The organism is Curtobacterium sp. PhB136 (assembly GCF_004346855.1).
Lineage (GTDB): Bacteria > Actinomycetota > Actinomycetes > Actinomycetales > Microbacteriaceae > Curtobacterium.
Map to the genome: position 1 here is coordinate 1,224,718 of NZ_SMGH01000004.1, position 18,876 is coordinate 1,243,593.

Annotated in this window: 17 protein-coding genes and 1 tRNA gene; 11 read left to right on the forward strand and 7 right to left on the reverse strand. The window is 71.1% G+C overall.

Features of this window, described 5'->3' with window-relative positions:
• The first annotated feature begins 126 nt into the window (after nt 1-126).
• Complete coding sequence (locus EDF27_RS05950; RefSeq protein WP_123700784.1) at nt 127-600, forward strand: DUF1648 domain-containing protein; 474 nt, start codon at nt 127-129, stop codon at nt 598-600.
• Here the strand turns inward: EDF27_RS05950 and EDF27_RS05955 are convergent.
• The gene (locus EDF27_RS05955; protein WP_243698210.1) at nt 590-1,006 is read right to left on the reverse strand and encodes a heat-shock protein HtpX; all 417 of its coding nucleotides are present in this window, start codon (nt 1,004-1,006) and stop codon (nt 590-592) included. The two genes, EDF27_RS05950 and EDF27_RS05955, sit on opposite strands and share 11 nt — an antisense overlap.
• Nucleotides 1,007-1,038: 32 nt before the next feature.
• On the opposite strand from EDF27_RS05955, the gene EDF27_RS05960 reads away from it, so the two are divergent.
• The 4 genes from EDF27_RS05960 to EDF27_RS05975 all read left to right on the forward strand — a co-directional run bounded on the left by EDF27_RS05960 (nt 1,039) and on the right by EDF27_RS05975 (nt 5,327).
• Nucleotides 1,039-2,139 (forward strand): epoxide hydrolase family protein, encoded by a 1,101-nt coding sequence (locus EDF27_RS05960; protein WP_132047717.1) that lies wholly within the window; start codon nt 1,039-1,041, stop codon nt 2,137-2,139.
• A gap of 59 nt (nt 2,140-2,198) precedes the next feature.
• Nucleotides 2,199-2,273 (forward strand) — tRNA-Arg (locus tag EDF27_RS05965).
• Between the two features lie 89 nt (nt 2,274-2,362).
• Nucleotides 2,363-3,271 carry a polyphosphate kinase 2 gene (ppk2, locus tag EDF27_RS05970; RefSeq protein ID WP_123656279.1) on the forward strand — a complete coding sequence of 303 codons (909 nt, stop codon included), beginning with the start codon at nt 2,363-2,365 and terminating at the stop codon, nt 3,269-3,271.
• 106 nt (nt 3,272-3,377) lie between these two features.
• Complete coding sequence (locus EDF27_RS05975; RefSeq protein ID WP_123700783.1) at nt 3,378-5,327, forward strand: potassium transporter Kup; 1,950 nt, start codon at nt 3,378-3,380, stop codon at nt 5,325-5,327.
• A gap of 108 nt (nt 5,328-5,435) precedes the next feature.
• On the opposite strand, the gene EDF27_RS05980 is transcribed toward EDF27_RS05975, so the two are convergent.
• Nucleotides 5,436-6,314 (reverse strand): LysR family transcriptional regulator, encoded by an 879-nt coding sequence (locus tag EDF27_RS05980; RefSeq protein ID WP_123700782.1) that lies wholly within the window; start codon nt 6,312-6,314, stop codon nt 5,436-5,438.
• Between the two features lie 92 nt (nt 6,315-6,406).
• Here EDF27_RS05980 and EDF27_RS05985 point away from each other — a divergent pair, with 92 nt between their 5' ends.
• On the forward strand, nt 6,407-7,129 hold the full coding sequence (locus tag EDF27_RS05985; RefSeq protein ID WP_123700781.1) for an SDR family oxidoreductase: 723 nt from the start codon (nt 6,407-6,409) through the stop codon (nt 7,127-7,129).
• 24 nt (nt 7,130-7,153) lie between these two features.
• Here the strand turns inward: EDF27_RS05985 and EDF27_RS05990 are convergent, their stop codons facing one another.
• Complete coding sequence (locus EDF27_RS05990) at nt 7,154-8,578, reverse strand: serine hydrolase (protein WP_243698211.1); 1,425 nt, start codon at nt 8,576-8,578, stop codon at nt 7,154-7,156.
• Between the two features lie 84 nt (nt 8,579-8,662).
• Between EDF27_RS05990 and EDF27_RS05995 the strand changes: the two genes are divergently transcribed.
• Nucleotides 8,663-9,802, forward strand: a complete 1,140-nt coding sequence (locus EDF27_RS05995; protein WP_123656274.1) for an AI-2E family transporter — start codon at nt 8,663-8,665, stop codon at nt 9,800-9,802.
• 25 nt (nt 9,803-9,827) lie between these two features.
• Complete coding sequence (gene nadE, locus EDF27_RS06000; RefSeq protein ID WP_123700779.1) at nt 9,828-10,649, forward strand: ammonia-dependent NAD(+) synthetase; 822 nt, start codon at nt 9,828-9,830, stop codon at nt 10,647-10,649.
• A gap of 88 nt (nt 10,650-10,737) precedes the next feature.
• Here nadE and EDF27_RS06005 read toward each other — a convergent pair whose 3' ends face one another.
• On the reverse strand, nt 10,738-11,436 hold the full coding sequence (locus EDF27_RS06005; RefSeq protein WP_123656272.1) for an SDR family oxidoreductase: 699 nt from the start codon (nt 11,434-11,436) through the stop codon (nt 10,738-10,740).
• A gap of 105 nt (nt 11,437-11,541) precedes the next feature.
• On the opposite strand from EDF27_RS06005, the gene EDF27_RS06010 reads away from it, so the two are divergent.
• Nucleotides 11,542-12,120, forward strand: a complete 579-nt coding sequence (locus EDF27_RS06010; RefSeq protein WP_123700778.1) for a TetR/AcrR family transcriptional regulator — start codon at nt 11,542-11,544, stop codon at nt 12,118-12,120.
• A 13-nt stretch (nt 12,121-12,133) separates the two neighbouring features.
• Here the strand turns inward: EDF27_RS06010 and EDF27_RS06015 are convergent, their stop codons facing one another.
• Nucleotides 12,134-13,498, reverse strand: a complete 1,365-nt coding sequence (locus tag EDF27_RS06015; RefSeq protein WP_123700777.1) for an NtaA/DmoA family FMN-dependent monooxygenase — start codon at nt 13,496-13,498, stop codon at nt 12,134-12,136.
• A gap of 143 nt (nt 13,499-13,641) precedes the next feature.
• Between EDF27_RS06015 and EDF27_RS06020 the strand changes: the two genes are divergently transcribed.
• Nucleotides 13,642-15,051: a flotillin family protein gene (locus tag EDF27_RS06020; protein ID WP_123656269.1), complete on the forward strand. Its 1,410-nt coding sequence runs from the start codon at nt 13,642-13,644 to the stop codon at nt 15,049-15,051.
• Between the two features lie 13 nt (nt 15,052-15,064).
• Here EDF27_RS06020 and EDF27_RS06025 read toward each other — a convergent pair whose 3' ends face one another.
• Together EDF27_RS06025 and EDF27_RS06030 are read right to left on the reverse strand one after the other, a co-directional pair.
• Nucleotides 15,065-15,496, reverse strand: coding sequence for a hypothetical protein (locus EDF27_RS06025; protein WP_123656268.1), 432 nt, complete (start codon nt 15,494-15,496; stop codon nt 15,065-15,067).
• A 73-nt stretch (nt 15,497-15,569) separates the two neighbouring features.
• Nucleotides 15,570-16,505, reverse strand: a complete 936-nt coding sequence (locus tag EDF27_RS06030; protein WP_165931371.1) for a phosphotransferase — start codon at nt 16,503-16,505, stop codon at nt 15,570-15,572.
• Nucleotides 16,506-16,742: 237 nt separating this feature from the next.
• Here EDF27_RS06030 and EDF27_RS06035 point away from each other — a divergent pair, with 237 nt between their 5' ends.
• Nucleotides 16,743-18,827 carry an MDR family MFS transporter gene (locus EDF27_RS06035; RefSeq protein WP_123701405.1) on the forward strand — a complete coding sequence of 695 codons (2,085 nt, stop codon included), beginning with the start codon at nt 16,743-16,745 and terminating at the stop codon, nt 18,825-18,827.
• The last annotated feature ends 49 nt before the right edge of the window (nt 18,828-18,876 follow it).

Genomic DNA, 18,876 nt, shown 5'->3' on the forward strand with positions numbered 1-18,876 from the left:
CGGACGGGAGGCGCGGTGCCGGGCCGATCCGTGCCTCCCGTCCGCGTCCGGTAGCGACCAGGGCGCTGCGCACACGCGCGTCTCGTAGCGACCAGTACGCGTGTCGGTCGGGGGTAGGGTCCGAGCATGGACGTGATCGTCGGTCGGCGGGCCCTGAGCCCGGCGCTCGTCGCCGGAGCGGTGATGTCGTGGGTGCCGCCCGTCGTCCTCGTGGTGGCCCGGCTCCGGTGGACCGACGTGCCGGCGCGGGTGCCGACGCACTGGGGTGGCGCCGGCGTCGCGGACGGCTGGGGCTCGTCGGGCGCCGTGTTCTGGGCGTTGCTCGTGCCCGGTGTCGTGGGGGCGCTGATCTGTGCGGTGCTGGCGGTGACGCTCGCGACCGACACCACACGGGGCAGGGCAGCGCTCGCGATCGGCGTCGTCTCCGCGGTGACCGGTGCGATCGCCACGGTGTGGTTCACGATGGTCCTGAGCGCGGAGGGGGTCGCCGGAGCCCTGCTGCCGGTGTTCGGTGCCCTCGTGTGGGGCGGGCTCGTGGCGGCGGTGTGCCTGCTCCGCCGCGAACCAGCGTCGCTCGCCCCGCAGTCCGCTACGCCGTGAGCTCGGCGACGAGGTCCTCGACGCGGCGGCGGATGTCGTCGCGGATCGGGCGCACCGCCTCCAGGGGCAGTCCCGCGGGGTCGGTGAGCTCCCAGTCCTCGTAGCGCTTGCCCGGGAAGACCGGGCACGCGTCGCCGCACCCCATCGTGACCACCACGTCGGCCCGCCGGACGGCGTCGGTGGTGAGGATCGCCGGCTGCGCACCGAGGAGGTCGATGCCCTCCTCGGCCATCGCTGCGACCGCGACGGCGTTGACCCGGTCCGCGGGCTCGGAGCCGGCGGAGAACACGTCGATGCGGTCACCCGCGAGGTGCCGTAGGTAGCCTGCGGCCATCTGCGAGCGGCCGGCGTTGTGGACGCAGACGAACAGGACGGCGGGCTTCGAGGAGGTCACGGTGTCCATCATCGCGTGTCGGTGGCGGTGCGTAGCGTCGGGGCATGACCGGGATGTGGATCGACGACGACACCATCGAAGACCTCCGTGCGCGGCTCCGCGCCACCCGCTGGCCGGACGCGCCCGCCGGCACCGGGTGGTCGCTCGGCGTCGACGTGGACGAGCTCCGCGACCTCGTCGCGTACTGGGCGGACGGGTTCGACTTCGACGCCCACCGGAACGCGTTGGCCGCGCTGCCGAGCCGCACCGTCCAGGTCGACGGTCTCGGGATCAACGTCCTCGTCGCGCCGGCTGACGGCGGACACGGATCCCCGTTGCTGCTCGCGCACGGCTGGCCGGACTCCAACTGGCGCTACCGGAAGGTGCTGCCGCTCCTGACCGCCGCCGGGTTCGACGTCGTCGTGCCGGACATGCCCGGGTACGGCTTCTCCGAAGCCCCGCCCTCGCCCCTGGACGCCCGTCAGGTCGCCGGGCTCTGGGCGCCGCTCATGACCGAGCTCGGGTACGAGCGGTTCGCCGTCGCCGGCGGTGACATCGGCACGCACGTCGCCCGGTTCCTCGCGCTCGACCACCCCGACCGGGTCGTCGCCGTGCACCGGATCGACGGCGGACTGCCGTGGCCGGGGATCGACGTGGACACGCTCTCGGCCCCGGAGCAGGCGTTCGTGGCCGCGACGACCGCGTGGCGGAACGCAGAGGGTGCCTACGCGATGATGCACCGGACGAAGCCGCAGACCGCCGCGGTCGGGCTGAACGACTCGCCCTCGGGACTCGCAGCGTGGATCGTCGAGAAGCTCCGCTCGTGGAGCGACTGCGACGGGGACCTCTGGTCCGTGTACACGCGGGACGAGGTCCTGGCGCTCGTCACCGAGTACTGGGCCACGGGCACGATCGGCTCCGCGATGCGGATGTACCACGCGAACGCGGCGATCTCGCCGGAGCAGTCCGCACGACGGGTGGAGACACCGTCGGGGTTCTCGCTCTACCCGGGGGACCTCGTCACGGCGCCGCGGGAGTGGCTGGAGCGGACGACCAACCTGGTGTACGTCGCGGAACTGCCGCGGGGCGGGCACTTCGCGCCGTTCGAGCAGCCGGGGTCGTACGCGGCGGAGCTCGTCCGGTTCCTCGAGCCGTACCGGGCCTGACGGGCCGGAGCCGGCGGCGGGCGGGCCCTCGGCCGGCTCCCGCTAGAGTGGTCGGGCCGGCCTCTGTAGCTCAATGGAAGAGCAGTTCCGTCCTAAGGAAAGGGTTGGGGGTTCGAGTCCCTCCAGGGGCACCAGCCGGTCGCGTTCCGCTCCCGTTCACCACGACCCGGTAGACACGGGGCAGCGCCGCACGGACGACAGCGGCCGGACAGGGAGCACGACGATGCTGGACGCCACCCCGACCGCGGACCTCCGCGAGTACATCGAGGACCTCCGCCAGCGCGGGTTCACGGTCAGCGACGCGCACACGCCCGACCCGGAGCTGATCGACCCCCAGGGCAACCCGATCCACACGTGGCGCGAGGACTACCCGTACGACGAGCGGATGGACCGCGACGAGTACGAGTTCGAGAAGTACCGCCTGCAGGTCGAGCTGTTGAAGTTCCAGTACTGGCTCGAGGACGAGGGCCGCAAGGCGATCATCCTGTTCGAGGGCCGCGACGCCGCGGGCAAGGGCGGCACGATCAAGCGGTTCACCGAGCACCTCAACCCGCGGACGTCCCGGGTGGTCGCCCTGTCGAAGCCGAGCGAGCGCGAGCAGGGGCAGTGGTACTTCCAGCGCTACGTCGAGCACCTGCCGAGTGCCGGTGAGATCGTGATGTTCGACCGCTCCTGGTACAACCGGGCCGGCGTCGAGCGGGTGATGGGCTTCTGCTCGGACGAGCAGTACGAGACGTTCATGACCCAGGCGCCGTCGTTCGAGCGGATGCTCGTAGACGCCGGCATCCACGTGACGAAGTTCTGGTTCTCGGTGACCCGGAAGGAACAGCGGACCCGGTTCGCGATCCGGCAGCTCGACCCGGTCCGCCGGTGGAAGCTCTCGCCGATGGACGTGGCGTCCCTGCGGGTGTGGGACGACTACACCGCGGCGAAGGAGGAGATGTTCCGCCGGACCGACAAGCGGTACGCGCCGTGGACCATCGTCCGGTCGAACGACAAGAAGCGTGCGCGCGTCAACGCGATGCGCTACTTCCTCGCGCAGTTCGACTACGAGGGCAAGGACCCGGAGGTCGCGCTGCCGCCGGACCCGCTCCTCGTGATGCGCGGGAAGTCGCTCCAGCTCGAAGAGTGACCGGGCCGGGCTCCGAGAGTGACCGCGTGCTGCGAGGCGCACGGGCAGACGGTGGCAGGATGAGCGCGGGCCGCTTCCCTGGCGGTCAGATCTGGAGTGATCGAGCGTGACCGAAACCTCCGCCGCGGCACCCGTCAGCGAGGACACCGCGACCCCCGAGCACGACGGGCCGAAGGGCACCACCGCGCTCGCACTCGCTGCACTCGGCGTCGTCTTCGGCGACATCGGCACGAGCCCGCTGTACTCCCTGCGGACCGTGTTCACGATCGACAACGGCATCGTGAAGCCGATCCCGGAGGACGTCTACGGCGTCATCTCGCTGATGTTCTGGAGCATCACGGTCATCGTCTCGATCAAGTACGTGCTCGTGCTGATGCGCGCCGACAACAACGGCGAGGGCGGCGTGATGGCGCTCGCCGCGCTGGCCCGTCGGCTGTACGCGAAGCGCCGCGGGGGCGCGACGATCTTCCTCATCGTCGGGATCGTCGGCGTCTCCCTGTTCTACGGCGACTCGGTGATCACACCGGCGGTGTCCGTGCTCTCCGCGGTGGAGGGCCTCGGCACCGCGGCTCCGGCGGTGGGGCACCTGATCGTCCCGATCGCCGCCGTGATCCTGGTGATCCTGTTCTTCGTGCAGCGGTTCGGCACCGGCAAGGTCGGCACGCTCTTCGGCCCCGTGATGCTGCTCTGGTTCGTGGTGATCGCGGTGGCCGGCGTCCCGTTCATCGTCACGCACCCCGACGTCCTGCAGGGCCTCTCCCCGACGTGGGCGATCGTGTTCGTCTTCGCCCACCCGTACATCTCCTTCGTGGCGATGGGTGCCGTGGTGCTCGTCATCACCGGTGCCGAGGCGCTCTACGCCGACATGGGGCACTTCGGCCGCGTGCCGATCCGCCGTGCGTGGTTCTTCGTGGTGTTCCCGGCGCTCGTCCTCAACTACCTCGGTCAGGCGGCGCTCGTCCTCGAGCACCCCGAGGCGACGAAGGACCCGTTCTTCCTGCTGTTCCCGAACTGGGCGCAGTTGCCCGTCGTGGTGCTCGCGACGGCCGCGACGGTGATCGCGAGCCAGGCCGTGATCTCCGGCGCCTTCTCGCTGACCCGGCAGGCCGTGCAGCTCGGGCTCCTGCCGCCGCTGACGATCCGCCAGACCTCGAAGGAGGAGGGCGGCCAGATCTACCTGCCGGCCGTGAACCTGCTGCTGTTCATCGGCGTGATGGCGATCATGCTGGCGTTCCGGTCGTCGGCGAGCCTGGCGACCGCGTACGGGGTGTCGGTCACGGGCGCGCTCGTGACGGACACGATCCTGCTGCTCCTCGTCGTGAAGCCGCTCTGGCACTGGGCGACGTGGAAGCTCGTCGTCGCGGCGGTCGTGTTCGGCGGCCTCGAGCTGACGTTCCTCGCCGGCAACCTGTCGAAGGTGCTCCACGGCGGGTGGGTGCCGCTCCTCATCGCGCTCGCGGTGATCACGGTCATGACGACGTGGCGCCGCGGTCGCCAGCTCGTGCAGGAGGAACGGAAGGAGCGCGAGGGTTCCCTCGACGACTTCATCGAGCGGGTCAACACGGCGCACATCCCCCGGGTCGAGGGCGTCGCGGTGTTCCCGCACCCGAACAAGGAGACGACGCCGCTGGCGCTCCGGGCGAACACCGAACACAACCACGTGGTGCACCGCCGGGTGATCATCGTGTCGGTCATCACGGCGAACGTCCCGCACGTGCCACATGCGAAGGCGTTCATGCGCGACGACCTCGGCTACGCGGACGACGGCATCGACCACGTCACGGTGAAGTTCGGGTTCTCCGACGACCAGGACCTGCCGCACGCGCTGCACGCGGCATGCCTGTCGGAGGTGCTGGACCTCGACCCGGAGGAGATGGCGAACGCGTCGTACTTCATCTCCCGTGGCGCACTCCGGCCGATGCGGGGGAGCCACGGCATGGTGGCGTGGCGGAAGAAGCTGTTCGTGGCGCTGGCCCACAACGCCGCCGACCCGGCAGCACGCTTCGGCCTGCCGCCGCAGCGCACGGTCACGATGGGCAGCGACGTCGAGATCTGAGGATCGAGTGCGCGGACGATGCGCTCCTGCCGAGCGCAGAGCCCCACTGTTGCGCACTCGACCCCGGAAGCACGGCGCCGCCCACGGCGCCGCCCCCGGAGAGTCCGCTCAGGCCGAGCGGGACGCCGCGAACGCGTCCGCCGCCCTGATCGCGTTCCGCACCGCGCGTGCGACGTCCGGCGAGGTCGACGCGGCCGGCCACGCGATCACCGTCGTGGCGAGCGGGGCGTCGAGCACGGGGACGGCGACGTGCTCCGGCCACTGCAGGGTGCGGCTCGACCGCGGGATGACGATGACGGTGCGCCCGAGCGCGACCAGCTGCGCGAGCTGCGACTGGGAACGGACCTCGGGCCCTGGTCCGTCGGGGTAGGTGCCGTCGGCCCGCGGCCACCGGGCCGCCGGCAGGTCGGGCAGGTCGCGCAGGTCGGCGGCGGCGAGCGCCGGCCGGGACGCCAGCGGGTGCGACCGCGGAAGGATCGCGACCTGCTGCTCGGTGCGCAGGTCCTCGGCGTCGAAGCCGGTGAGGTCGTCGTACGTCCGGTGCATGAGCGCGACGTCCGCGGTCCCGTCGCGCAGGAACGCCGCCTGCTCGTGGACCTCGCCGAACACCACCTCGACCGGCAGCGCGTCCGGGTCCGCGTCCTGCACGTCGAGGAACGCCTGCAGGATCTCGTGTTCGGCACCGGCTTTCACGGCGAGGACGAGCTGACGCGTCGGCCGTCCGGCGCGCTGCGCTCGTCGGCCGGCCGCGGCCACGGCAGCGAGCGCCGGGCGGGCATCGCCGAGCAAGACCGTCCCGGCCGCGGTCAGGGTGACCCCGCGCGGCTCCCGCACGAACAGTGCCGTGCCGATGCGCTGCTCGAGCTGTCGGATCGCGCGGGACAGCGGCGGCTGCGACATGCCGAGGCGCACGGCCGCACGGCCGAAGTGCAACTCCTCGGCCACGGTCACGAAGTACCGGAGTTCGCGCGTCTCGAGATCGTCCACACGCGGAGCCTACGTCGTCGATACCCACCGGGTATCGACGGACACCGAACGGGTCTTGGACACGGGTGTCGGCCCGGACCGAGGATCGGGACATGACAACAGCAACGACCGCCCTGGTCACCGGGGCGAACAAGGGCATCGGTTTCGCGATCGCAGCATCGCTCGGGAGGCTCGGCATGCGTGTCGTCGTCGGCGCGCGTGACGAGACGGCCGGCTCGGACGCCGCGGCCCGGTTGGTCGCCGAGGGCATCGACGCGACGAGTGTCCGGATCGATGTGACGAGCGACGAGGGCGTCGCGGCAGCGGCACGCGAACTCGACGAGCGGTTCGGCACGCTCGACGTCCTCGTGAACAACGCGGGCATCTCCGGACCCTTCGACCCGGAGACCTGGGAGCAGGACCCCACCGCCATCGACCTCGACGTGCTGCGCAGTGTCGTGGACACGAACGTGTACGGCGTGGTCCGGGTGACGAACGCGATGCTGCCGTTGCTCCGGCGGTCGGAGCACCCGCGGATCGTGAACGCGTCGAGCAGCATGGGGTCGCTCGCACGGCAGCCGGGCCCGGTCATGGCCGACTACTCGTCGTCGAAGACCTTCCTCAACGGTCTCACCGTGCAGTACGCCCGCGCGTTCGCGGACACCCCGGTGATCGTGAACGCGGCCTGCCCAGGGCTCGTCGCGACGGACTTCAACGGGTTCGCCGGGGATCGGACTCCCGAGCAGGGTGCGGCCACGGCGGTGCGCCTGGCGACGCTGCCGGACGACGGTCCGCGCGGCGGGTTCTTCGACGATGCGGGTGTCGTCCCCTGGTGAACCGGGCGCGGCCGCGCCGCGCGCTCAGCCGGAGGCCGGGCGGTGCAACGTGCCGATCCGGTCGTGCAGCGGCTCGGTCATCCAGGACGCCGCGAAGGTCCGGGTGACCGGGTCGAGCCGCAGCCGGAGCAGGTGCGGCGTGTCGACGAAGCGGAGCGCCACGACGACCTGGCCGTCCCCGTCCACGGCTGCGCTCGCCGCGGTGGAGCCGGACACCGCCCAGGCGCCCTCGCCGAGCGGTGCGCGCACGGCGGAGCCGTCCTGGGCCACGGTGACCACCCAGCCGTCGTCGCCGGCGTGCTCGAGCTCCACCGCGGTGAGCAGGAGTACCCCGGGGCCGGAGCCACGGGTGAAGGCGACCCTGGCCTCCAGGCCGACGGATCCGACAGATCCGACGGATCCGACAGATCCGACAGATCCGACGGAACCGAGTTGCGAGCCGGAGACCGGCGGCAAGGCCAGCCCGGACAGGTCCACCGGACCCGCCGGACCCGGCCGGTCGATCGCCGGCAGCAGGTGCTCCCACACCGCGTCGAGGACCGCCTGCATCTCGATGCTCTGGCCGGTCATCGCGAGCACGACGTCGTGCTCCGGCAGCACGATGCAGAACTGCCCGTAGGCGCCGTCGCCGCGGAACCCGTGCCGTGCCATCCAGAACTGGTAGCCGTAGCCGGCTGCCCAGTCCGGGTGCTCCGGGTCCTCGTTCGGGACCTGGAGCCGGGTCGCCTCGTGGACCCAGTCCTCGTCGAGGATCCGTGCGCCCTCCCACACCCCGCGCTGCAGGTACAGCTGCCCGAGCTTCGCGATCGCCTCGGTGGTGGCGTAGAACCCGCTGAAGCCGAGCTCACCGGTGGCGTCCCGCTTCCAGGCGACCTGGCCGATGCCGAGCGGGTCGAAGAGGCGCGGGCGCAGGTACTCGAGCAGCGTCGTGCCGCTCGCCCGGCGCACGATCTCGGCGAGCGTGTACGTGCACGGCTGGTTGTAGGCGAAGACGGTGCCCGGGTCCTCGTCCGGCGGGAGCAGCAGGAAGCCGCGCACGATGTTCGTCGGGTCGGTCTCCCGCGCCCGATCGAGGGTCTCCTCCCGGTGGCCGCTCGCCATCGCCAGGACGTTCCGCAGGGTCATCCGGCGGCTCCGTGCGTCGGTGACCTCGGCGTCGAGTTCGGGGAAGTGGCTGAGGACGGTGCCGTCCAGGTCGATCAGTCCCTCGCGCGCGGCGATGCCGACGGCCGCGGCGGTGAAGCTCTTGCTCAGCGAGTAGAGCAGGTGCGGTCGGTCCGCGGAGTACGGCGCCCACCAGCCCTCGGCGGCGACCTGACCGTGCCGGAGGAGCAGCAGGCTGTGCGGTTCCACGTCGGGCGTGGACCCGAGGGCCCGGACGAGCGCTTCGACCCCCGATGCGTCGATGTCGAGAGCGGACGGGGTACTGCGCGGGAACGTCGTCGTCACGAGCCTGAGCGTAGTCACGGGCGGCCTGACATCATCGGGGGAGCGCTCGACAGCAGATCGCACCACCGTCACGACAGGATCCGCATGCCGTTCTTCTCCCCGTCCACGTCCGCGCCGAAGGACCTCCCGCCGACCGGCGCACGGCGGGCCTGGTCCGACTCGTTCGGCGGCCTGGCCACCCGGTGCCTGCAGGTCATCATCGTGCTGGTCATCGTGATCGGCATCGTCTACGCCGCGTCCACGCTGAGCGTCGTCACGATCCCGGTGCTCCTCGCGCTCATCATCGCCTCCGCGATGCACCCGGTCGTGTCCTGGCTCCGACGGCACCACGTCCCCTCGGTCCTGGCGACGCTCGCGGTGCTCCTCGGCGTGCTCGTGGTGCTCGGACTCGTCGCGTGGCTGATCGTCGTCGCCGTGGAGAGCCAGTGGTCCGACCTGCAGGACTCCGCCGTCGACGGGTTCCAGCAGCTGCAGCAGTGGGCGACCTCGCTGCCGTTCTCGATCTCGGAGTCGCAGATCGACGACGCGACGAAGACCGTCACGGACTTCATCACGAGCGCCCAGTTCGGTTCCGGCGCGCTCGCCGGGGCGTCCGCGACGGCGAACTTCCTCACCGGGCTCGTGCTGATGGTCGTCGTGCTGTTCTTCTTCCTCAAGGACGGCCCGAAGATCTGGGAGTTCCTGCTCCGCCCGTTCACCGGCCAGCGCTACGCCCGCGCCCGCCGCGTCGGCGACCGCATCGTGTCCACCCTCGGCGGCTACGTCCGTGGCACGGCGACGGTGGCGGCGGTCGACGCGATCGGCATCGGCGTCGGCATCGCGATCGTCGGGGTGCCGCTCGCGCTGCCCCTGGCGGTCGTCGTGTTCATCACCGCGTTCATCCCGATCGTCGGTGCGACCGCCGCCGGCATCCTCGCCGCGCTCGTCGCACTGGTCGCGCTCGGCCCGGTGCAGGCGCTCGTCGTGATCGGCATCGTGGTCCTGGTGAACCAGCTCGAGGGCAACTTCCTCCAGCCGGTGCTGATGGGCCGGACGCTGCGCCTGCACGGCCTGGTCATCCTGATCGGCCTGACCGCCGGCACCGTCCTCGCCGGGATCTTCGGCGCCGTCATCTCGGTGCCGCTCCTCGCCGCCGCGTGGGGTGCCGTGCAGGTCTGGGACGGCCCGGACCAGCCCGCGAAGATGTGGCGGCAGAAGCGCTCCGAATCGGTCGAGGCACGCTGACGGGTCCACGGTGAATACTGGACCGGTGCGTGAACTCCAAGCCGCCATCGCCGCGGACCTCAACGTCCAGCCCGTCATCGACCCGGCCACCGAGGTGGACCGTCGCGTGGGGTTCCTCCGGGACTACCTGCTGACCACCGGCGCGAAGGGCCTGCTCCTCGCGATCAGCGGCGGCCAGGACTCGACGCTCGCCGGGCGCCTGTCGCAGCTGGCGGTCGAGTCGCTCCGCGCGGAGGGGCACGACGTCACGTTCACGACCGTCCGGATGCCGTACCGGGTCCAGGCCGACGAGGACGACGCCCAGCTCGCGCTGCAGTTCATCGCCGCGGAGCCCGGGCTGACCGTCAACATCGAGCACGGGGTGGACGGCGTGGTGCAGGACACCACGAGTGCGGGGGTGCCGCTGAGCGACTTCGTGAAGGGCAACGTCAAGGCGCGGATGCGCATGGTCGCCCAGTACGCGGTCGCCGGGCAGCAGGGGCTCCTGGTCGTCGGCACGGACCATGCGGCAGAGGCGGTGACCGGCTTCTTCACGAAGTACGGCGACGGCGGCGTGGACATCACGCCGCTGACGGGGCTCACCAAGAGCCAGGGTCGCCAGCTGCTCGAGCACCTCGGCGCACCGGCCCGCCTGTACGAGAAGGCGCCGACCGCCGACCTCCTCGACGAGACCCCCGGTCAGACGGACGAGGCGAACCTCGGGCTCAGCTACGCGGAGATCGACGCGTACCTGCAGGGCCACGACGTCCCGATCGAGGTCGCCGAGGCGATCGAGACCCGGTACCGCGCGACGGAGCACAAGCGGCAGGTGCCGGCGACGCCGTTCGACGCCTGGTGGCGTTCCTGAGGCCATGATCGTCCCGATGTGACGGACGGGAGGCCCGGTGCCGGAAACGCACCGGGCCTCCCGTCCGTCTCGGGGTCCGTTCCGTGCGTCAGCCGGCCAGCGCGGCGTAGCGCTCGCTGATCGGGGCGCCGAGGGACGCGCGGACGCTGCGCGTCAGCTCGTCCGCGAGCACCTCGTGCTCGCCCTGCTCGACACCGTCGAAGACGGCCGTGACGACCTCTTCTGTGGTGTTCTTCGGGGCGTCGACGCCGTCGGTCATCGGGGTGTCCGTGTAGCCGAGGTAGGCGCCGACCACCTGGACGCCGTCGCCGGCGAGCTCCAGGCGGGTCGAGTCGGTCGCCGACCAGAGTCCGGCCTTCGAGACGCCGTACGCGCCGCTGCCGCCGAGCCAGCTGAGGACCGACGCGACGTTCACGACGGTTCCGCGTGTCGCGCGGAGTGCCGGGGCGAAGGCGCGGGTGACCAGGAGCGGGCCGATGAGGTTCGTCTCGATCTGGGTGCGGATGTCCGCCAGGGGGCCGTCGACCAGGCCGCCCGGGCGGAGCAGACCGGCGTTGTTGACGACCACGGTGACGTCGGACGCGGTGGCTGCCGCAGCGGACACCGAGGCCTCGTCGCTGACGTCGAGCACGAGGGGGACGATGCGTGCGTCGTCCCAGTCACGGGGGCGTCGTGCGGCGGCGTACACCTTCGTCGCGCCGCGCTCGATGGCCTGGCGGACGAACTCGGTGCCGAGTCCGCCGTTTGCGCCGGTGACGAGGACGATCTGTCCGCTGAGTTCCGTCATGGGGGTTCCTTCCGTCGGGGCGCCGATCGGTGCCGCTGGAGGAGGCAGCAATATGACCGGTCGTCTTATTCCGCTGTTCCGAACTCCGGGTGCGAAGATCGTTCCATGCCCCGAGCCAGTCTCCGCGACGCGATCGTCGACGCCGCCCTCGTCGAGTTCCACCAGCACGGGTACGCCGGCACCGGCGTCGCCGCCATCACCGGGGCAGCCGGGGCGCCGAAGGGCTCGTTCTACAACCACTTCCGGTCCAAGGCCGACCTGGCGATCGAGGTCGCCGACCGCTTCGCCGCCGCTTCGCCGACCGCGCTGCTCGACGACGAGTCCGTGCCGCGGGCCGTCGACCGCATCACCGGGTACTTCGACGCGATGCTCGACCAGCTGGCGGGGATCGAGTTCCGGTACGGGTGCCTGCTCGGGAACCTGGCGATCGACACCGCGACCGACGAGCCCGCCGTCGCCAGCCACGTCGACGGCGTCTTCGACGAGTGGGTCGCGCGGTTGGCAGCGGCGGTGCGGGCCGCGCAGGAGCAGGGGGACGTGTCGGACGCGCTCGATGCGTCGCTCGTCGGGGCGCAGCTCGTGGACCTCTGGGAAGGGGCGGCGCTGCGGGCGAAGGCGCGACGGGACGGCGAACTCACGCGGCGGGTCGTGACGGACGGGGTCCGGCGGCTGCTCGGGCTCTGACCGGCGCCGCGCGTCAGGCGGGGACGCTCGTGTGGCGGTGCGACGCGGCCGGGTGCGATGCGGGGAGCCGAGCCGGGCCTCCCGTCACGCGCTCGCGCAGGGTCTCGCCGTCGGTGTAGCGCTCGGGCAGGCGGCCGCGCTCCCGGAGGAGCGGGGTGACGTACGTGCCGAAGTCCCGAACGGTGTCGAACGAGTGGTACTGCCGCAGGTTGATCCCGTCGATGCCGTCGTCGTCGAGCCAGCCCTCGATCTGCTCCGTCACGGCCTCGGGGACGCCAGCCGCCCAGAACGCGCCGTGCCACGCCTCGTTCACGCGGTCGAGCAGCTCGCCGACGGTGGCGTCGAGTGCGACGCGGCCGACCAGGCGTTCGCCGCCCTCGACACCCTCGGCCTCGAGCGCGTCCCGCACAGTGCGGCTCCGCGGGTGCGACAGTGCGTCGAAGGGGACGCTGCCGTGCACGAGCGGACCCTCCTCGCTCGCGAAGGCCTTGTACTGCGCGACCTTGTCCTCGACCTCGCGCTGCGTCGGGGCCGTGATCACCGCGGCCTGCGTGACGAACCTGACGTCGCCGCGGTCACGCCCGGCGGCCTGGGCGGCGTCGCGGACGGCGTTCGCGGTGCGCTCGACACCGTGGCCGCCGGTGAAGACCACCTCGGCGTGCTGCCCGGCGCGGGCGATGCCGGCGGGGGAGCCGGTCGCCAGGAACAGCGTCGGTGTGCGCTGCAGCGACGGTTCGGACAGGTGTGGGCCGGCGACGCTGAAGTGCTCGCCGACGTGGTCGATCGGGTGCACCTTGTCCGGGTCGGTGTAGACCCCGCGCTCGGCGTCCCGGAGCACGGCGTCGTCCTCCCACGAGCCCTCCCACAGCTGGTAGAGGACGTCGAGGTACTCGTCCGCGATCTCGTACCGGGTGTCGTGCGGGATCTCCGTCGCGAGCCCGAAGTTCCGCGCGGCGTTCGGCAGGTAGCTCGTGACGACGTTCCAGCCGACGCGGCCGTTCGTCAGGTGGTCGAGCGTCGACATCCGGCGGGCGAAGGCGAAGGGCGGCTCGTAGCTCGTGGAGAACGTGATGCCGAAGCCGATGTGGTCCGTGACCGCGGCCATCGCCGGGACGACGAGCATCGGGTCGTTGTTCGGGATCTGGAGTCCCTCGCGGAGGGCGGGCGCCGCCGAGCCGCCGTACACGTCGTACGCGCCGAGGACGTCGGCGATGAACACCGCGTCGAACTGGCCGGCCTCGGCCGTGCGGGCGAGCTCGGTCCAGTACCGGATGTCGGTGTAGCGGTGCCGGTTGTTGCCCGGGATCCGCCAGAGACCGTGCGTGATGTGCCCGACACAGTTCATCTCGAAGACGTTGAGGAGGAGGCGCTTCGGCATGGTCGAGAGGCTACGGAACCCGCGGGTCCCGATGCCGGTTCGTGACCTCGTGTTTCACCCCGGGAGTCGGTCGGTTCCCCTAGGATCAGAACCAGAACGTCAGATACAGCATCCAGGTCGCATGCCTGGGCAAAGGGGGAACAATGTCGGCACTGCTCGCACTCGGGGCGATCCCGCTGGTCGTCGGCGCGGTGATCGTGGTCGCGGTCATCGCGCTCGTCTACGCCAAGGTCGTGTACCGGAACGCCGGTGCCGACGAAGCGCTGATCATCACGGGCAAGCGCTCGCGCAAGGTCAAGAACGACGACGGCACCGAGACGGTGGAGTCCGGCATCAAGGTCGTGCTCGGCGCCGGCGTGCTCGTGCGCCCGTTCTTCGAGAAGGTCGCGAAGCTCTCGCTGAGCTCCCGGGCGATCGACATCAACGTGAACGCGCAGGACTCCCGCGGGGTCACGATCGACGTCGAAGCGGTGGCGCTCGTCAAGGTCGGGGAGACCGACGCCTCCATCCGGGCCGCTGCGCAGCGGTTCCTCGGGCAGGAGAAGAAGATCGACGACTTCGCACGTGAAGTCCTCTCCGGGTCCCTCCGCGCCTCGATCGGTGCGACGGACGTCTCCACCATCATCCGCAACCGCGACCAGCTCACCGTCGCCGTGCTCGACGTCGCGAAGGACGCCCTGCACAGCCAGGGCCTCGACGTCGACTCCTTCGAGATCAAGGGCATCTCGGACCGCAACGAGTACATCAGCGACCTCGGTCGTGCCGAGCGTGCCCGGGTCCGGCTCGAAGCCGAGAACGCCGAGGCGCAGGCCGACCGCGAAGCCCGTGAAGCCCGGGCCCGCGCCGACCAGGCGATCGCGGAAGCGGAGAACACCCTGGCGATCCGCCGCGCCGCACTCCAGCTCGACGCCGACCGCGCTGCCGCCGAAGCCGCCGCCGCGGGCCCCCTCGCCCAGGCCCGCGCATCGCAGGGCGTCGTCGAGCAGGAGCAGATCACCGCGCAGAAGCGTGCCGAACTCCGTCGCGCCGAGCTCGAATCCGAGGTCAGTGCCGTCGCCGAGGCGAACGCGCGCAAGACCCGGGTGGAGGCAGAGGCCGCTGCGGCCGCACAGGTCGAGACCGCCCGCGCCCAGACCGAGGCGCGCAAGCTCGCGGCCGAGGCGTCCCGCGCCGAGGGTGAAGCCACTGCCGACGCCATCCGCGCGAAGGGCGCCGCCGAAGCGGAAGCCACCAAGGCGCAGGCAGACGCCCTCGCGCAGCACTCCGAGGCGGTCCTCCGCGTCAAGGCCCTCGAGACCCTGCCGAGCATCGCGCGGGAACTCGCGGCGCCGATGGGGAACATCGACTCGCTGACGGTGGTGTCCTCGGACGGCGCCGGGTCGCTCTCGAAGAGCGTCGTCAGTCAGTTCAGCGAGGTCGATGCGTTGCTCGGGGCGACCGCCGGCTTCACGCTGAGCGACATCGTCCGGAGCACGACGACCGGGCACGCTGCCGCACGAGCGATCTCGCGCGAGACCGTGCCGGAGTCGCCGGAGGTCTCGGCCGCCGAGTAGCGGTCAGCGCTCGTCAGCGCTCGTCGGCGCCCGAGTGGTCGGGGCCGCCGTCGTCGGAGTCGCCTCCGTCGGCGTCGACCCGACCGTTCCCACTGTTGTCGCCGGCAGCGCTCTCGTTGCCGGACGCCAGGCGCTCCTGCCAGACGATCGCGGACGCGGCACCGCCGAGGACGTCCTCCACGGTTCGTCCGGTCTGGGCGGCGAGTGCGCCGCTCAGTCCCGCGGTGATGGTGCCGCCCGCTGAGGCCAGGCGTTGCACGACCTCTTCCTGCCGAGGCGTCAGGGGTTCGTCGATCAGTTCGTCGATGGTCTCGCGGATGTTCTCTTCGCTCGCGTTCAGAGCCGCCTCGTCGCCGGAGTGCAGCGCAGCCGCCTCTCCGACGACGACGAGTCCGAGCCGCGCAGCGTCCGCTTCCGGACGGTGGCCTTCTCGCTCGTCGTTCATGCGATGGACCGTACGCGCGGCCCCACCGCGGTTCCTGGACAATCGGGGGACCACGGCCTCGAACGGGTCGGTGTCACACGCCCCAACGGCGGAGGAGCCACCGCGCCGCGGTCATGCCCTCGGTGCGCTGGAAGGCGCGCAGCGTCGGCATGTTCGGCGGCGCGGGCTGTGCGGCCTTCTCGAGGAACATGCCGGCGAGTCCGGCGAGCACCGCGTCGACGAACTCCGGCGGGACCCCGGCGAACACCGGGTGCGTCGCGAGGTGCTGCTCCACGTCGACGTGCTCGCCGCGGACGAGTGCGTCGAGCAGGTACGTCAGCGGGTCGAGCCAGTGTGCGCCGATGCCCGCCCAGGGCCAGTCGACGACCCAGACGAGCCCGTCGGCGTCGACGAGCAGGTTGTCCGCGCGGCAGTCGAGGTGCACGAGGTGCTCGCCGTCGACCGCGGCGGCGCCCGTCTGCGCCGCTGCCGCGAAGCGCGGGGCGACGGCGGCGACGTCGGCCGGGACCACGTCCGGCAGCCCGGTCGCGAGCATCCGGTCCCATGCCGCGAACTCGGTCGCCAGGTCGGGCGCCGCCCGGGGCAGGTCGGCGAGCGTGCCGGTGGCCACCGGCAGCGTGTCGAGCGCGTCGAGCACGGCTGTGACGTCGGAGCCGTCGAGTGCGGCGCCGGGGTGGTGTCCGTCGACGTCGTCGAGGACCAGCGCGATCCACTCGTCACCGTCGACGACGGTGGTGAGCGAAGCCCTGAGCCGGGGTGCCTGCACCCCGGACGGCAGCGCGGCGACGACCCGGGCCTCCCGTTCGTGGAAGCCGTACCCGTCTGCGTTCCGTGACCGGGAGAGCGTCTTGACGAACGCGCGGGTGCCGTCCGCCGTCGTGACGCGGTCGGCACCGCCGGGGGAGTACCCGCCCGCCTGTGAGGCGGCGTCGACCACCGGACCGCCGAGCACCCCTTCCACGCGTGTGCGCAGGACGAGCGGGACGTCGGTCCAGGTGGTTCTCCCCATGCGGCTCGACAGTAGCGGGCCCGGTTCCTGAAGGTGCATTCAACAACGTGCACAATCGGCAACTTTGCGGTGGCGGCAAGTCTTCCTGCGATGTAAACTTGCACGGTCTGCAAGGAAGCGGACCGATCACGAACCACGAACCGCCCTGAAGGACTCCCCATGTCAACTGCCACAGCACCCGTCACGGTGTCGGGCGGACGATCATCAGCACCGGCCGGCACGCCCGGCAAGCCGATCATGTCGCACCGCCAGATCCTCCTCGTCATCTACGGCCTGATGGCCGGCATGTTCCTGTCGTCCCTCGACCAGACGATCGTCGGCACGGCGATCCGCACCATCGGTGACGACCTCCACGGCCTCGACCAGCAGGCCTGGGTCACGACCGCGTACCTCATCGCGTCGACGATCACCACGCCGATCTACGGCAAGCTCTCCGACGTCTTCGGCCGTCGCCCGCTCTACATCTTCGGCATCGCGGTCTTCATCCTCGGCTCGCTGCTCTCGACCATGTCGACGTCGATGATCATGCTCGCCGCGTTCCGCGCCTTCCAGGGCATCGGTGCCGGTGCGCTGATGTCGCTGCCGCTCGCGATCATGGGTGACATCCTCGCCCCGCGTGAGCGTGCCAAGTACCAGGGCTACTTCCTCGCGGTCTTCGGCATCTCCTCCGTCATCGGCCCGCTCATCGGTGGTCTCTTCGCCGGTGCGTCGACCATCCTGGGCGTCACCGGATGGCGCTGGGTCTTCCTGATCAACGTCCCGATCGGTGTCGGCGCGCTCCTCATGGTCATCGCGTTCCTGCACCTGCCGAAGTTCGGCGACGCCAAGGCGAAGCCGCGCATCGACTGGTGGGGTGCCACCTCGGTCATCGCGACCCTCGTCCCGCTGCTCCTCGTGGCCGAACAGGGCCGCACCTGGGGCTGGGGCTCGGCCGGCGCGATCGCCTGCTACGTCATCGGTGCCGTCGGCCTCGTCGCCTTCCTGGTCATCGAGACGCTCATGAAGGACGACGCGATCATCCCGCTGAAGCTCTTCCGCTCCAGCGTGTTCTCGATGGCGACGATCCTCGGCTTCCTCGTCGGCTTCGCGATGTTCGGCGCCATGCTGACCATCCCGCTGTACCTGCAGATCGTCACCGGGCTGACCCCGACCGAGTCGGGCTTCGCCACGCTGCCGATGATCGGTGGCCTGATGATCGCGTCGATCGCCTCGGGTCAGATCGTCGCCCGCACCGGCAAGTACCGCCAGTTCCCGATCATCGGCACGGCGCTCGTGTCGCTCGGGTACGTCGTCCTGACGTTCATGACGATCGACAAGCCGCTCTGGTTCCTGATGATCGGCATGTTCCTGATCGGCCTCGGCCTCGGGCAGCTCATGCAGAGCATCACGCTCGCGTCGCAGAACTCGGTCCAGCCGCGCGACATGGGCGTGGCCACGTCGTCGGCGACGTTCTTCCGTCAGATCGGTGGAACGCTCGGCACCGCGGTGCTGCTCTCCGTGCTGTTCTCGATCATGCCCGCGAACATCGTGCACGCCACGGCGGACAAGGGGAACCTGACCACCGCGCTCGACGCGGCGCTCAACCCGACCGTCGCCACGGCGAAGGCGAACCAGGGCGTGATGGACCAGATCTGGAACCCGATCGTCTCCCCGATCAAGCAGCAGGTCGCGTCCGGCCTGGCCGAGGGCACGACGGCTGCGAAGCAGGCGGCCGACCAGGCCGTCACGCAGCAGGTCACCGCAGCGGTGCAGGCGCAGGTCGCGGCGGGCACCGTCCCGGCTGCGGCAGCGCAGACCGTCATCGACCAGCAGGTCGCAGCGGCCACCCCTGCCGCCGAGGCCAGCGCACTCGAGCAGGCCGCCGACAAGGCGCACGCCACGGTGTCCGACGGGGCCCTCGTGGTCGACTGGTCGAACAAGGCCGACCGGACGTACTACGTCGACCAGGTCGTCCCGACGCTCGTCAAGCAGATCGACAAGGGCACCGGCTCCTCGAGCAGCTCCAGCGCCGAGACCAGCGACACGTCGTACCTCAACGGTGCGAACCCGGCGCTGACGCGGCCGTTCATGACCGGGTTCAACGCCTCGGCCGTGACCGTGTACTGGGTCGGCTTCGCGGTGATCCTCCTCGCGTTCGTGCTCAGCTTCTTCTTCAAGGCGCCGCCGCTCCGCAAGAGCTCGGCCCTGCAGGAGCAGGCCGACGCCGACGGGACCGCTGACGACCTCGAGGTCCAGGCAGTCGCCGCCGCGAACACGATGGGCTCGCCGACGGCGCCGTCCACCGGTTCGATCCCCGTCCAGCGTCCCCGGTCGGACGCGTAGCCCACTCGGGGCCTCCCGCACCACTGCGGGAGGCCCCGACCCGCATCAG

Coding starts and splice junctions, on each gene's coding strand:
- EDF27_RS06015 (WP_123700777.1), bottom strand. CDS start 13,498: ATGCCGAAGCGCCTCCTCCTCAACGTCTTCGAGATGAACTGTGTCGGG.
- EDF27_RS06025 (WP_123656268.1), bottom strand. CDS start 15,496: ATGAACGACGAGCGAGAAGGCCACCGTCCGGAAGCGGACGCTGCGCGG.
- EDF27_RS05955 (WP_243698210.1), bottom strand. CDS start 1,006: ATGATGGACACCGTGACCTCCTCGAAGCCCGCCGTCCTGTTCGTCTGC.
- EDF27_RS05960 (WP_132047717.1), top strand. CDS start 1,039: ATGACCGGGATGTGGATCGACGACGACACCATCGAAGACCTCCGTGCG.
- EDF27_RS06030 (WP_165931371.1), bottom strand. CDS start 16,505: ATGGGGAGAACCACCTGGACCGACGTCCCGCTCGTCCTGCGCACACGC.
- EDF27_RS05995 (WP_123656274.1), top strand. CDS start 8,663: ATGCCGTTCTTCTCCCCGTCCACGTCCGCGCCGAAGGACCTCCCGCCG.
- ppk2 (WP_123656279.1), top strand. CDS start 2,363: ATGCTGGACGCCACCCCGACCGCGGACCTCCGCGAGTACATCGAGGAC.
- EDF27_RS06005 (WP_123656272.1), bottom strand. CDS start 11,436: ATGACGGAACTCAGCGGACAGATCGTCCTCGTCACCGGCGCAAACGGC.
- EDF27_RS06035 (WP_123701405.1), top strand. CDS start 16,743: ATGTCGCACCGCCAGATCCTCCTCGTCATCTACGGCCTGATGGCCGGC.
- EDF27_RS06010 (WP_123700778.1), top strand. CDS start 11,542: ATGCCCCGAGCCAGTCTCCGCGACGCGATCGTCGACGCCGCCCTCGTC.
- EDF27_RS06020 (WP_123656269.1), top strand. CDS start 13,642: ATGTCGGCACTGCTCGCACTCGGGGCGATCCCGCTGGTCGTCGGCGCG.
- EDF27_RS05985 (WP_123700781.1), top strand. CDS start 6,407: ATGACAACAGCAACGACCGCCCTGGTCACCGGGGCGAACAAGGGCATC.
- EDF27_RS05950 (WP_123700784.1), top strand. CDS start 127: ATGGACGTGATCGTCGGTCGGCGGGCCCTGAGCCCGGCGCTCGTCGCC.